The sequence below is a fragment of the Streptomyces calvus genome (genome assembly GCF_006782915.1).
Classification (GTDB): Bacteria; Actinomycetota; Actinomycetes; order Streptomycetales; family Streptomycetaceae; genus Streptomyces; species Streptomyces calvus.
Genome location: NZ_VCNP01000042.1, coordinates 1 through 13113 on the forward strand (window position 1 = coordinate 1; position 13113 = coordinate 13113).

The 13113-nt window shown below is 73.9% G+C and carries 9 protein-coding genes, 2 tRNA genes and 1 other RNA gene; 6 read left to right on the forward strand and 6 right to left on the reverse strand.

Features of this window, described 5'->3' with window-relative positions; genetic code table 11:
* Positions 1-77: 77 nt before the first annotated feature.
* The 6 genes from ffs (at position 78) to FGW31_RS17995 (ending at position 9044) form a co-directional block, all read left to right on the forward strand.
* Positions 78-176: signal recognition particle sRNA small type (gene ffs / locus FGW31_RS17970), an RNA gene on the forward strand.
* A gap of 137 nt (positions 177-313) precedes the next feature.
* Entirely contained in the window at positions 314-2629 is a 2316-nt protein-coding gene (locus tag FGW31_RS17975; protein ID WP_142194465.1) for a DNA polymerase III subunit gamma and tau, read from the forward strand.
* A 176-nt stretch (positions 2630-2805) separates the two neighbouring features.
* On the forward strand, positions 2806-4092 hold the full coding sequence (purD, locus tag FGW31_RS17980; protein WP_142194466.1) for a phosphoribosylamine--glycine ligase: 1287 nt from the start codon (positions 2806-2808) through the stop codon (positions 4090-4092).
* 294 nt (positions 4093-4386) lie between these two features.
* Positions 4387-6267, forward strand: a complete 1881-nt coding sequence (locus FGW31_RS17985) for a hypothetical protein (RefSeq protein ID WP_142194467.1) — start codon at positions 4387-4389, stop codon at positions 6265-6267.
* Positions 6268-6498: 231 nt separating this feature from the next.
* Positions 6499-8055, forward strand: coding sequence for a N,N-dimethylformamidase beta subunit family domain-containing protein (locus FGW31_RS17990; RefSeq protein WP_142194468.1), 1557 nt, complete (start codon positions 6499-6501; stop codon positions 8053-8055).
* An 89-nt stretch (positions 8056-8144) separates the two neighbouring features.
* Positions 8145-9044: a phosphoribosylaminoimidazolesuccinocarboxamide synthase gene (locus tag FGW31_RS17995; RefSeq protein WP_142194469.1), complete on the forward strand. Its 900-nt coding sequence runs from the start codon at positions 8145-8147 to the stop codon at positions 9042-9044.
* A gap of 103 nt (positions 9045-9147) precedes the next feature.
* Here the strand turns inward: FGW31_RS17995 and FGW31_RS18000 are convergent.
* The 6 genes from FGW31_RS18000 to FGW31_RS18025 all read right to left on the reverse strand — a co-directional run bounded on the left by FGW31_RS18000 (position 9148) and on the right by FGW31_RS18025 (position 13102).
* Positions 9148-9220 (reverse strand) — tRNA-Gly (locus tag FGW31_RS18000).
* A gap of 23 nt (positions 9221-9243) precedes the next feature.
* A complete protein-coding gene (locus tag FGW31_RS18005; RefSeq protein WP_142194470.1) occupies positions 9244-9864 on the reverse strand; it encodes a response regulator transcription factor in 621 nt (206 codons plus the stop codon).
* Positions 9861-11123 (reverse strand): sensor histidine kinase, encoded by a 1263-nt coding sequence (locus tag FGW31_RS18010; protein WP_142194471.1) that lies wholly within the window; start codon positions 11121-11123, stop codon positions 9861-9863. Before FGW31_RS18010 ends, FGW31_RS18005 begins: the two co-directional genes overlap by 4 nt.
* Before the next feature lie 29 nt (positions 11124-11152).
* Complete coding sequence (locus tag FGW31_RS18015) at positions 11153-11929, reverse strand: ABC transporter permease (RefSeq protein ID WP_142194472.1); 777 nt, start codon at positions 11927-11929, stop codon at positions 11153-11155.
* The gene (locus tag FGW31_RS18020) at positions 11926-12888 is read right to left on the reverse strand and encodes an ABC transporter ATP-binding protein (protein ID WP_142194473.1); all 963 of its coding nucleotides are present in this window, start codon (positions 12886-12888) and stop codon (positions 11926-11928) included. The genes FGW31_RS18015 and FGW31_RS18020 overlap by 4 nt, the downstream gene beginning before the upstream one ends.
* 141 nt (positions 12889-13029) lie before the next feature.
* Positions 13030-13102 (reverse strand) — tRNA-Gly (locus FGW31_RS18025).
* Positions 13103-13113: the final 11 nt, after the last annotated feature.

The following is a 13113-nucleotide window of genomic DNA, read 5'->3' on the forward strand; positions in this document are numbered from 1 at the left end:
CCTCCGCCGGAAACATTACATGACCGAGAGGAGTGCTCGCGAACTCGTTCCCCGCCCGGGACATGCGGTAGCCTCTGCATAGCCCCTCACGCGGCGCTATCTGACTGAACTCCCCCAGGGCCGGAAGGCAGCAAGGGTAGGTTGGCTCTGGCGGGTGCGTGGGGGGCGCTTGCGTTTCCGGCGGGGCGGCCCGGGGGCCGTGGCCTTCCGGCCGGCGCCCGGTCGCCGGCCGACAGGTGCTCGACAGGTGCCCGGACGGTGGCCGTCCGGCGGGCGGGTCCGGTTGTCGGTGGGCGCCTATAACCTCGTATGCGTGTCGTCTCTCGCGCTGTACCGCCGCTATCGCCCGGAGTCGTTCGCCGAGGTCATCGGGCAGGAGCATGTCACCGACCCGTTGCAGCAGGCGCTGCGGAACAACCGGGTCAATCACGCGTACCTGTTCAGCGGTCCCCGCGGCTGCGGCAAGACGACCAGCGCGCGCATCCTGGCGCGGTGCCTGAACTGCGAGCAGGGGCCCACGCCGACGCCGTGCGGGGAGTGCCAGTCGTGCCGGGACCTCGCGCGCAACGGGCCCGGCTCGATCGACGTCATCGAGATCGACGCCGCGTCCCACGGTGGTGTGGACGACGCCCGTGACCTGCGCGAGAAGGCTTTCTTCGGGCCCGCCTCCAGCCGTTACAAGATCTACATCATCGACGAGGCCCACATGGTCACGTCGGCCGGTTTCAACGCGCTGCTCAAGGTCGTCGAGGAGCCGCCGGAGCATCTGAAGTTCATCTTCGCGACCACCGAGCCCGAGAAGGTCATCGGGACGATCCGGTCCCGGACCCACCACTACCCGTTCCGGCTGGTGCCGCCGGGCACCCTGCGCGAGTACCTCGGCGAGGTGTGCGCGAAGGAGAACATTCCGGTCGAGGAGGGCGTGCTGCCGCTCGTCGTTCGGGCCGGTGCCGGATCCGTGCGTGACTCGATGTCCGTCATGGACCAGCTGCTCGCCGGTGCCGGCGAGCACGGTGTGACGTACGCCATGGCCACCTCCCTGCTCGGCTACACGGACGGCTCGCTGCTCGACTCCGTCGTGGAGGCGTTCGCGACCGGTGACGGCGCCGCCGCCTTCGAGGTCGTGGACCGGGTGATCGAGGGCGGCAACGACCCGCGCCGGTTCGTCGCCGACCTGCTGGAGCGGCTGCGCGACCTGGTGATCCTCGCCGCGGTGCCGGACGCGGCCGAGAAGGGGCTGATCGACGCCCCGGCGGACGTCATCGAGCGGATGCAGGCGCAGGCCGGCACGTTCGGTGCCGCCGAGCTCAGCCGGGCCGCCGACCTCGTCAACGAGGGGCTCACCGAGATGCGCGGCGCCACCTCGCCCCGCCTCCAGCTGGAACTGATCTGCGCCCGGGTGCTGCTCCCCGCCGCGTACGGCGACGAGCGCTCCGTCATGGCCCGCCTCGACCGGATCGAGCGCGGCGTGAACTTCTCCGCGGGCGCCGGCGGCGCCGGCCTGCCCGCCATGGGATACGTGCCCGGACCGGACGCCCACCAAGGAGCGCCGGCCGGACAGGGCGGCGCCGCCGCGCCGGGCGGTGGCCCCGCAGCGGCCCGGGCCGCCGTACGCGCCCAGGGCCCGGCGCCCACCCCGGCACCGCCCCCCGCACCCCCTGCGCCCGCGCCCACGGCCGCACCCGCACCGGCTCCGGCCGCTCCACCTGCCCAGCCACCGGCTCCGGCCGCCCCGGCGCCCACCGGGAGCCCGGCCGCCGCGCCCGCCGCGCCCGCCGCTCCGGGCGCCTGGCCCACCGCCGCGCCCGCCGGTGGCGGAGGCCGTCGTCCCGGCGGCTGGCCCACGGCCGCCCCGGCGGGCGGCGGGCAGCCGCCGTCCGCGCCCGGGGCTCCCGCGCCGTCCGCGCCGTCCGCACCACAGGCGGCCCCGGCCCCCGCACCCTCGGCTCCCGCGCCGTCCGGCGGCGGTGGCGGTCTCGACCCCCGCATGCTCTGGCCGAACATCCTGGAAACGGTCAAGAACCGTCGTCGCTTCACCTGGATCCTGCTCAGCCAGAACGCGCAGGTGACCGGCTTCGACGGCACGACCCTCCAGATCGGCTTCGTGAACGCCGGTGCGCGGGACAACTTCCTCAGCAGCGGCAGCGAGGACGTGCTGCGCCAGGCACTGGCCGAGCAGTTCAACGTGCAGTGGAAGATCGAAGCGGTCGTGGACCCCTCCGGCGGCGGCGCGGCGCCACTCGCCCCGGCGGCCGGACCGCCAGGCGGCGGATACGGCGGTGGCGGCGGGTACGGCGGTGGCGGCGGGTACGGCGGCTCCGGTGCCGGAGGCGGTCAGCGCCCCTCCGCACCCCCGGCGCCCGCTCCGTCCGGTCCCTCCGGTCCCGCACAGTCGGCGGGCAACTCGGCGAGCGCCGCCCCGGCGTCGTCCGCACCGGCGTCCGGTTCCGCTCCCGCCCCGGCGCCGGCACCCCGCCCCTCCGCCCCCGAACCGCCGCCCCCGGTCTCCCCCGAGGACGACATCCCCGAGGACGACGACCCCGACCTCGACGAGTCCGCCCTCTCCGGGCAGGAACTGCTCGTCCGTGAACTGGGCGCGACGGTCGTCGAGGAGTTCACGAACGACTAGCGCGGCGAGCTGTAGAACTGCGGGAGTCCGGAGCGCGGGGAGAAACTCCGGCCCCGGGAAATCCCGACGGGGCGGCCTGGAAGGCCGACGGCTTGGAGGAACGTACCAACCCTCGCGTCCCACCCCTTCGGAAGCCCGCACAAAGCGAAGCAGGCGTCTCCCGTTAGGCTGACCCCGTGAAGGTCCTCGTCATCGGCAGCGGCGCCCGCGAACACGCCCTGTGCCACTCCCTGTCCCTCGACCCCGATGTCACCGCGCTGCACTGCGCGCCCGGCAACGCCGGCATCGCCGAGGTCGCCGAGCTGCACCCGGTCGACGCCCTCGACGGGGCGGCCGTGTCCGAGCTGGCCCGGCGGCTCGGCGCGGACCTGGTCGTGGTCGGCCCGGAGGCGCCGCTCGTCGCCGGTGTCGCCGACGCCGTGCGCGACGCGGGCATCCCGGTCTTCGGCCCCTCCAAGGAGGCCGCGCGGCTCGAGGGCTCCAAGGCCTTCGCGAAGGAGGTCATGGCGGGGGCCGGGGTGCCCACCGCCCGCTCCTACGTCTGCACGACGCCCGAGGAGGTCGACGCGGCGCTCAACGCGTTCGGCGCCCCGTACGTCGTCAAGGACGACGGGCTCGCGGCCGGCAAGGGCGTCGTCGTCACCGGCGACGTCGAGGCGGCCCGGGCGCACGCCGCCGCCTGCATCGGGGAATCTCCCGCGCCGTCCGGGCAGCAGGGACGCGTGGTGATCGAGGAGTTCCTCGACGGCCCGGAGGTCTCCCTCTTCGCGATCACCGACGGCGAGACGGTCGTCCCGCTCCAGCCCGCCCAGGACTTCAAGCGCGCCCTCGACGGCGACGAGGGCCCGAACACCGGCGGCATGGGCGCGTACTCCCCGCTGCCGTGGGCCGACCCGAAGCTGGTCGACGAGGTCATGGAGACCGTGCTCCAGCCGACCGTGGACGAGCTGCGGCGCCGCGGCACGCCGTTCTCCGGCCTGCTCTACGCCGGTCTCGCGATCACCTCGCGCGGTGTCCGCGTGATCGAGTTCAACGCCCGTTTCGGCGACCCCGAGACGCAGGTGGTCCTGGCCCGGCTGAAGACCCCGCTGGGCGGTGTGCTGATGGCCGCCGCCACCGGCAACCTCGCCCACCTGGAGCCGATGCGCTGGAGCGACGAGGCCGCGGTCACCGTGGTCGTCGCCTCGCACAACTACCCCGGCACCCCGCGCACCGGCGACCCCATCACCGGCCTGGACGAGATCGCCGCCCAGGACGCGCCGCACGCGTACGTGCTGCACGCCGGGACCCGGCGCGAGGGCGACGCCGTCGTCAGCGCGGGCGGGCGCGTGCTGTCCGTCACGGCGACCGGCAAGGACCTCACCGAGGCCCGCGACCGCGCCTACCGCGCGGTCTCCCGCATCGGCCTCGACGGCTCCCAGCACCGCACCGACATCGCGGCGCAGGCGGCGCGGGACGCGTAACGGACGAGGCGGCCGAAAACGCTGCCGGCGCCGATGAACTCCCCGGGCCCCGGATCCGTCTCAGGATTCGGGGCCTGACCCTTGCCGTCCGTCATCCACCTTTCCCCAAAGCCATTCCATCGAGTGAGCGATGCCCTATCCGGCTGACGAGGACCGGGGCCCCAACTAGGGTGCCGCGCAAGCGTTCCGGCACTTGGCCCATCGGCATTGCGATGTCAGTGGCGGGTGCCACAGTGGGGGAGTGAGCAACGCCAGGACAGCGTCAGGACCGCCGTGAGGGGGTGAGGTCGGGCCATGAGCGGAAGCGGAATGGGAGCGGAGGCGGGCGCACGGGCCGCGCGGGCACGCGCGCTGGCCGTCCTGCGCATCCGCAGCCGGGCGCTGGCGGTGGCGCTGCTGCCGGCCGCCGTCGCCGTGGTCCTGCTGGTCGGCGGCTCCACGGGCCGTCTGCCGGGTGCCGGCTGGGACCTGGCCCGCCGGATCGTCGTCCCGGTCGCCGTGCTGGTGCTGCTCGTCGCCGCCGGTGTCGCCCTGGTCGTCGCCCGGGCCCGGCCCGCCGTGAGCCCCACGGTCCCGGTCACCGAGGAGGCGGCCCCCGACCTGTACCGCATGGTGCGTGACCTCGCCGACCGGCTCGAGGTGCCCGCCCCCTCCGCGATAGCGCTCACGCCCGACTGCGACAGCTGGCTGGAGGACCGCACCCACCCGGCCCACGGCCCGCCGCCCGCCGAGGAGTCCGGCGGCAGAGCGGGCGCGGGACCGTCCGCGCGGGTCCGGGTCGATGCCGCGCCCGTGCTGGTGATCGGCTCGCCGTTCCTGTGGTGGATGCGGGTGGGCGAGCTGCGCGCCGTGCTCGCCCCGGTCGTCGCCGGTACGGGACCGTCGGCGCACCCCGACATAGCCGCCGCCCGGCGTTTCGTCCGGGGGCTGGACGCGGCGGTGGCCGAGACCTCGGCGCCGCGCCGCGGGCCGGTGTTCCGCGGTGTGCTGGCGGGCGTCGGCTGGATCGTCCGGCTGCTGCTGCGCGGCTGCCGGGTGCACGCCGCCGAGATGGAGCGCGGGGTCGCCGCGGCGGCCGCCGAGCGGGCCCAGGCCGTGGACTACGGGCTGCGGATCGTCGCCCAGGAGCAGGTGGGACTGGCGTACGCGGGCTGGGACCGGCTGCTCACCCGGGTCGCGCTGCCCGCCTGGCGGATGGGCCGCTGGCCCTCGCGGCTCAACGCGGGAGTGGTGGCCGCCCTCACCGAGCTGTCCCGCCGGGACCGGCTGGCGGAGGGCTTCGCCTCCCGCCTCGGCGAGCGTCCCGCCTGCGACCTGCTGGAGGAGCCCGGCGCGGTGGACGAGGCGGCCTCCCTCCTCGCCGCCCGCCTGTTCCACGGCGGGCCCGCTCAGACCGGCCCCGCCTGGTCGCCGGTCGGCTGGGTCGGCTATCCGGAAGAGGTCGTCGACCGCAAGTGGCGCACGGACGCCGCCCGCCTCCACCGCGTCCTGGACGCCCTGCGCGTACCGCCCGGCGCCGCCGACCCCACGGCCCCCCACGCCCCCACCCTCACCCGCGTCCTCGACCACCTGACCACCACCCCACCGGCCCCGGCCGCGACGCGGACCGGCGCCCAGGCCCCCGCGACCCCTCCGGCCCCCGCCGAGCCGGCGGCACTCGCGGCACCCGCACCCGCGGCTCCGGCCATCGGCGACGAGCCTCCCGCACCCCACGATGGAGCGCTCACTCCCGACGGCGGTCCCCTCACTCCGTACGACGAGGACCTCGTCGGCACCACCGCCCGCAGCGCCGCGCTCGCCGCCCGTCTGAGCGCCGAGCTGGCGCGTGAGGAGGCGGCGGCCTCCGCCACCGCCGGCCCGGGAGCCGGCCCCGACCAGGCTCCCCTCCGGGACGACGAGGCGCTCCCCCTCTTCCCCCTCCAGCCCCCGCGCACCGCCCGCGAACTGCTCGCCGACCACATCACGGCGATGGTCTGCTGCGCGGCGATGGACACCGTCGGCGCCGCCCCCGGGCTCGACTGGCTGGACGGCCCGACGCTCCTCCTGGGCGGTGAACGGGCCGCGGACCTCTCTCCGCAGGTCCTGACCCTGATCGAGGACGGCGACCCCTCCGCCCTCCGCCGGTGGCTGACCCGGCAGGGCATACGCGCCGAGAAGCCGGTACGCCTCGGCTGAGTCCGGACCGCACCACCCGACCCGGAGCCCACCCTTCCTCTTCCGGTCAATTCACAACGAACGTGACGGAGTGCGTGCGAAATGTGATGTGCTTGGACCGTTCACGCTCGTCGGCACAGGCACGCGACATACGACAAGCACATAAGTCGCGCCGGGTCTCATCTGCCAGGCGATTGCCGGACGGCACCAGGCACCGCACCGCACCGGGGGCACAAGGGGAGGGGAGCCATCATGGGTTCGGAGCAGATCCGCCGCTGGGAGTCGGGGGCGCTGGCGCACGCGGTGAACGACCCCTTCGGACAGGGGCCCCTGCCGTGGCTGCGCGGCGGCGAGACCTACTTCGGCGACAGCGGCCAGGTCGTCCCCTGGTACGTCGACCCGGACCCCTACGCGAACCCGCACGCCGACCCGACCACGGACCCCGGCCGGTCCGCCGCCCGCCCCCCGGGGCCCCGCTCACCCGGCCACGGCACCCACGGGATCCGCGCGGCCCGTTCCTCCGGCGGCCCGCGCGCCGCCGACGACGTGCACCGCCAGATCAAGGGCTTCGCCTCCACCGGCGGCGTCGCCCCCGGCGACTCCATCGACTTCCACATCACCGTCGACCCGCCCCAGGAGTTCGGCGTCGACATCTACCGCATCGGCCACTACGGCGGCCACGGCGCCACCCACATCACCTCCAGTCCGCGCCTGTCCGGCATCGTCCAGCCCGCGCCGCTGACCGCCGACCGCACCGTCTCCTGCCACCACTGGTGGCTGTCCTGGCGGCTGCCGGTCCCGTCGTACTGGAGCGTCGGGGCGTATGTCGCCGTGCTCACCACGGCCGACGGCTACCGCTCGCACATCCCGTTCACCGTCCGCGACGACCGCCCGGCGGACCTCCTGCTGGTCCTGCCCGACGTGACCTGGCAGGCGTACAACCTCTATCCGGAGGACGGCCGTACCGGCGCGAGCCTCTACCACGCCTGGGACGAGGAGGGCCGGCTGCTCGGCGAGGCCGACGCCGCCACCACCGTCTCCTTCGACCGCCCGTACGCGGGCGCCGGACTGCCGCTGCACGTCGGCCACGCCTACGACGTCATCCGCTGGGCCGAGCGCTACGGCTACGACCTCGCCTACGCCGACGCGCGCGACCTGCACGCCGGCCGGGTCGACCCCACCCGCTACCGGGGCCTGATCTTCCCCGGCCACGACGAGTACTGGTCGGCCCCGATGCGCACCGCCGCCGAACACGCCCGTGACCACGGCACCTCCCTCGTCTTCCTCTCCGCGAACACCCTGTACTGGCAGGTCGAACTCGCCCCCTCCCCGTCAGGCCCCGACCGCCTGCTGACCTGCCGCAAGCGCCGCGGCCCGGGCAAACCCGTGCTGTGGCGGGAGATCGACCGCGCGGAGCAGCAACTGCTGGGCATCCAGTACGCCGGCCCCGTACCGGAACCGCACCCGCTGATCGTCCGCAACGCCGACCACTGGATGTGGGAGGCGACCGGCGCCCACGAGGGTGACCACATAGCCGGCCTGGTCGCCGGCGAGGCCGACCGCTACTACCCGCGCACCCCGCTGCCCGAGTACGAGGAGCGCGTCCTGCTCGCCCACTCCCCCTACACCGACCGCGACGGCAGCCGGCGCCACCAGGAGACGTCCCTGTACCGGGCGCCCTCCGGGGCGTGGGTCTTTGCCTCGGGCACCTTCGCCTGGTCACCGGCACTGGACCGCCCGGGCCACGTGGACCCGCGCATCCAGCGCGCCACCGCCAATCTCCTCGACCGCATCTGCAAACGCGACTGACCGCCGGGCCGCCCCGACCGCCCCGTGGCCGAGACCGTTCGCCCCATAAGGGAGAATCGGGCCATTGGACAGAACCACGGGGAGGAACCGTGTCCGGATTCGTCGAAAAGCCCGAACCGATCCAGGTTCCGGGTCTGGTGCATCTGCACACCGGGAAGGTGCGCGAGCTGTACCGGAACGAGGCGGGCGACCTCGTGATGGTCGCCAGCGACCGCATCTCCGCCTACGACTGGGTGCTGCCCACCGAGATCCCCGACAAGGGCCGGGTCCTCACCCAGCTGTCCCTGTGGTGGTTCGACCAGCTCGCCGACCTGCTGCCCAACCACGTCCTGAGCACCGACCTGCCGGCCGGCGCGCCCGCCGACTGGGCGGGCCGCACGCTGGTCTGCAAGTCGCTGAACATGGTTCCCGTCGAGTGCGTGGCCCGCGGCTACCTCACCGGCTCGGGCCTGGCCGAGTACAACGAGTCCCGCACGGTCTGCGGCCTCGCCCTCCCCGAGGGCCTGGTGGACGGCTCCGAGCTGCCCGCCCCGATCTTCACCCCGGCCACCAAGGCCGCCGTCGGCGAGCACGACGAGAACGTCTCCTACGAGGAGGTGGCCCGTCAGGTCGGCGCGGAGACCGCCGCACAGCTGCGCCAGGCGACCCTCGCCGCCTACTCCCGGGCCCGTGACATCGCCCGCGAGCGGGGCATCCTCCTCGCCGACACGAAGTTCGAGTTCGGCTTCGACGGGGAGACGCTGGTCATCGCGGACGAGGTGCTCACCCCGGACTCCTCCCGCTTCTGGCCGGCCGAGCAGTGGGAGCCGGGCCGGGCGCAGCCGTCGTACGACAAGCAGTTCGTGCGGGACTGGCTGACCTCGGCCGAGTCGGGCTGGGACCGCAGGAGCGAGCAGCCCCCGCCGCCGCTGCCGCAGCAGGTCGTGGACGCCACCCGGGCCAAGTACGTGGAGGCGTACGAGCGGCTGACCGGCACCGCCTGGAGCTGAACGCACGCACGACCGTCGGGCCCGGTCACCGGCCGGGCCCGGCGCCCGACGACCGTGGACGCACGGCAAAGGCCCCGGTCGATGACCGGGGCCTTGATCCCTGAGCGGACGACGAGGCTCGAACTCGCGACCTCAACCTTGGCAAGGTTGCGCTCTACCAACTGAGCTACGTCCGCGTTGCGCCGTGGCGCGAGGCCAACTATACCCAACCTCGCTCCCGTGCGAGCCGCACCGCCGCATGCCGGTTTTCCGCCCCGAGCTTCGAGACGGCCGAGGAGAGGTAGTTCCGCACGGTTCCCTGGGACAGCGCCGCCCGTTCCGCGATCTCCGCCACGGGCGCCCCGTCGGCCGCCAGCTCCAGCACCTCGGCCTCCCGCGCGGTCAGCGGGGAGTCGCCGGAGGCGATCGCGTCGGCCGCCAACTCGGGGTCGACGTAACGGTTTCCCTCGTGCACCGTGCGGATGATCTCCGCGAGGCGCTGGGCGCTGACGGTCTTGGGCACGAATCCGCGCACTCCCGCCGCGAGCGCCCGCTTCAGATGTCCGGGCCGCCCGTGACTGGTCACGATCAGCACCCGGCAGCCGGGCAGCTCCGCCCGCAGGGATGTGGCGACCTTCACACCGTCCGCGCCGGGCATCTGCAGGTCCAGTACGGCGACATCGGGGGCGTGCGCCCGCGCCATCGCCAGTGCTTCCGGGCCGGAGGCCGCCTCGGCGACGACCGTCAGATCGTCCTCCAGGGACAGCAGCGCGGCGAGCGCGCCCCGGATCAGGTGCTCGTCGTCGGCCAGCAGCAGCCGGACGGGCCGGGTTGACGTCATGGTGTGGCCTCACTCACGGACAGACGGGTGTGCACGGCGGGGTGGGCCTCGCCGGAGTGCGACGGCAGCGGAATGTCGACGGTCAGCAGGAACGACCCGTCGCCCACGGGCCCGGCCCGCAGCGTGCCCCCGATCTCCGCGAGCCGCTCACGCAGCCCGACCAGCCCGGAGCCGCGGCCGGATCCACCGCTCTGCGGCACTCCGTCGTTCTCCACCGTGAGCACCACACGCCCCTCACGCACCGTCAGCGTCATCGCGCACCGCCGTGCGTCCCCGTGCCGCAGGACGTTCGTGGCCGCCTCCCGCACCACCCAGCCGAGCGCGGACTGGACCGGCGCGGGCAGTCCGCCGGTCGGGCCGGTGACGGTGCAGTCGATGCCGGCGGCGGTCAGCACGCCGTGCGCGCCCGCGAGTTCGCCGGCCAGGTCGGCCTCCCGGTAGCCGCGCACCACCTCGCGCACCTCCCGCTGCGCCTCGTGGGCCAGGCGCTGCACCTCGATCATCTCCGTCACGGCCTCCGGCCGTTCCCGCTGGGCGAGCTGGACGGCCAGCTCGCTCTTGAGCGCGATGACGGCGAGGTTGCGCCCCATCACGTCGTGCAGGTCCCGCCCGAACCTGAGCCGTTCCTCGGCGACGGCGAGCCGCGCGCGGGTTTCGCGGGCCTCGTCCAGTTCGTAGACGGCGTTGAGCAGCCAGACGGAGAACAGGGAGGTGAAGGCGGAGAACCCGCCGCCGGCCAGCACCACCAGCGTGACGAGCAGGGCGACGACGGCGGGCCGGCCGAGGAGCAGGGACACCGTGCCGGCGCCCAGCGCGAATCCGGCCACGGTGAGGAGCACCGACCGCCGGCCGCGGACCCCGAGCGCGAGCACCCCGGTGCCGAAGGCCGTCACGATCGCGAAGACCGCGCCGGCCGCGCCGGCGCCGTCCTTGCCGCCCGGCCCGTGCTCGATCACGAGGAGCGCGACGACGGCCACCACGGCGGTGACGACGCCGAAGAGCCACAGGGTGCGGGAGGGCCGTTCGCGCTGCCCGCGCAGCCAGTCCAGGGCGCGCGAGGCGGTCACCGCGCAGCCCACGCTGTGCACGAGCGTCAGGGCCAGCAGCAGGGCCGCCGACCGTGACGCCGCGTGCTCGATCACCGGCCCGCAGACGACCATGAACTCGATCAGCGCGATCAGGTGGAACGACCACCGCGTGTACGTCTCGACCTTGGCCGGGGTGCTCTTGCGCCCCCACCAGCCGCCCGGCCTGTTCATCGTCCCGCGTCCCCCTGCCCTCACTCCGGTCAGCGCCTCGGCTCCCAGCGGAACCACCGCTGTACAGCAAACACCGCCAGCAGGGTCCAGGCCACCGCCGTCGCCACGGTGCCCAGCGTCTCGTACGCCGACAGGTCGCCGGTCCAGCCGCCGCGCACCAGGGTGACGACCGGGGTCAGCGGCAGCAGTTCGCAGAAGGAGGCCAGCCGGTCGGGGAGGAGTTCCAGCGGGACGAACATGCCGGAGCCGAGCATCGAGACGATCATCAGCGGCATGGGTGTGACCTGCGCGCTCTCGCCGGTACGGGTGAAGCTCGCGGTGACCGCCGCGAGCGCGGCGCACATCGCGATCCCCAGCAGCAGCCCGAGGACGGCCAGGTGCGGGGCGGACGGCGCGGGCAGGTCGAGGAGCGCGGTGCAGCCCGCCGCCAGCAGCAGGCACTGCGCCAGTCCGACGAGGGCGGCCGGCAGCGCGGATCCGCCGAGGATCTCGCCGTCCCGCAGTTCACCGGTGCGCAGCCGTTTGAGCACCAGTTCCTCGCGGCGGACGACGAAGACGCCGACGAGCGCCGAGTACACGGCGAAGAGCAGGGAGAAGCCGACGGCGGCGGGCAGGACGACGGTTCCGGGGGTCAGTCCGGCCTCGGCGAGGTCCATCTCCTCGGCCGCCGACCGCACGCTGAGCGGCAGCACCAGCGGCACGAACAGCGCGGCGAAGAGGGTGCCCTTGCTCCGTCCGAGCAGCGTCAGTTCGGCGCGGGCGAGCGAGGTCATCCGGCTCACGGGTGTGGTCGTGGTGGTGCTCATGCCGCGTACTCCTTCGTCGTGCCGGTCCCGGCCGTCACATCCTTGGCGATCCCGAGGAACGCCTCCTCCAGGGACGCCGACCGCACGTCGAGGCGGCGCAGTTCCACTCCGGCGGTCTGTGCCCACACCAGCAGTCCGGTGGCGGCGCGTTGCAGTTCGCGGGTGCGCAGGCGGACGGTGCGGCCGTCCACCAGGTGGTCGCTGACGCCCAGTTCGCCGAGCGGCGGCAGGTCGCCCACGAAGTAGCCGTGGGGGAGTTCGAAGGTGATGCGGGACGGTTCGGTGGCGGTCACCTCGGCCGGTGTGCCGGTGACGGCGATGCGGCCGTCGTGCATGATCGCGAGCCGGTCGGCGAGGTTCTCGGCCTCCTCCAGGTAGTGGGTGGTGAGGACGACGGTGGTGCCGCCGTCGCGCAGTGCGCTCACCAACTCCCAGGTGTCCCGGCGGCCTTCGGCGTCGAGTCCGGTGGTGGGTTCGTCGAGGAAGAGCACCTCGGGGTCGCCGAGCAGGGCGAGTGCCAGGTCGAGGCGGCGCCGCTGGCCCCCGGACAGCTGCTTGACCCGCACGCCGGCCTTCGCCTCGAGGCCGACCAGGCCGAGGACGTCCGGTACCGGTCGGGCGCCGCTGACGCATCCGGCCCACATCCGTGCGGTCTCGGCGACGGTGAGTTCGGAGGGGAAGCCGCCTTCCTGGAGCATCACGCCGGTGCGGGGCCGTACGGCGGCGCGTTCGGTGTACGGGTCGTGCCCGAGGACCCGGACGCGTCCGCCGGCCGGTGCGGCGAGCCCTTCGAGCAGTTCGACGGTGGAGGTCTTGCCGGCCCCGTTGGTGCCCAGCAGGGCGAAGATCTCTCCGCGTCGTACGGAGAAGTCGATGCCGCGCACCGCTTCGAACCCGCCCCCGTAGACACGCCTCAGGTCGGTGACCTCAATCACGTGTTCGTGTTCGTTCGCTTCCATGCTTCGAGCATTCCGGAGGCACCGGGGGCCGGGCAGTGTGCGCTGTCATCGGGTGACATGACAAATGTCAGAGGGGCCACGACCGTGGAGTGGGCGCATACGAGAAGACCCCGGGCCGAAGGGACCGGGGTCTTCTTCCCGAGCGGACGACGAGGCTCGAACTCGCGACCTCAACCTTGGCAAGGTTGCGCTCTACCAACTGAGCTACGTCCGCATTGCCTCCGA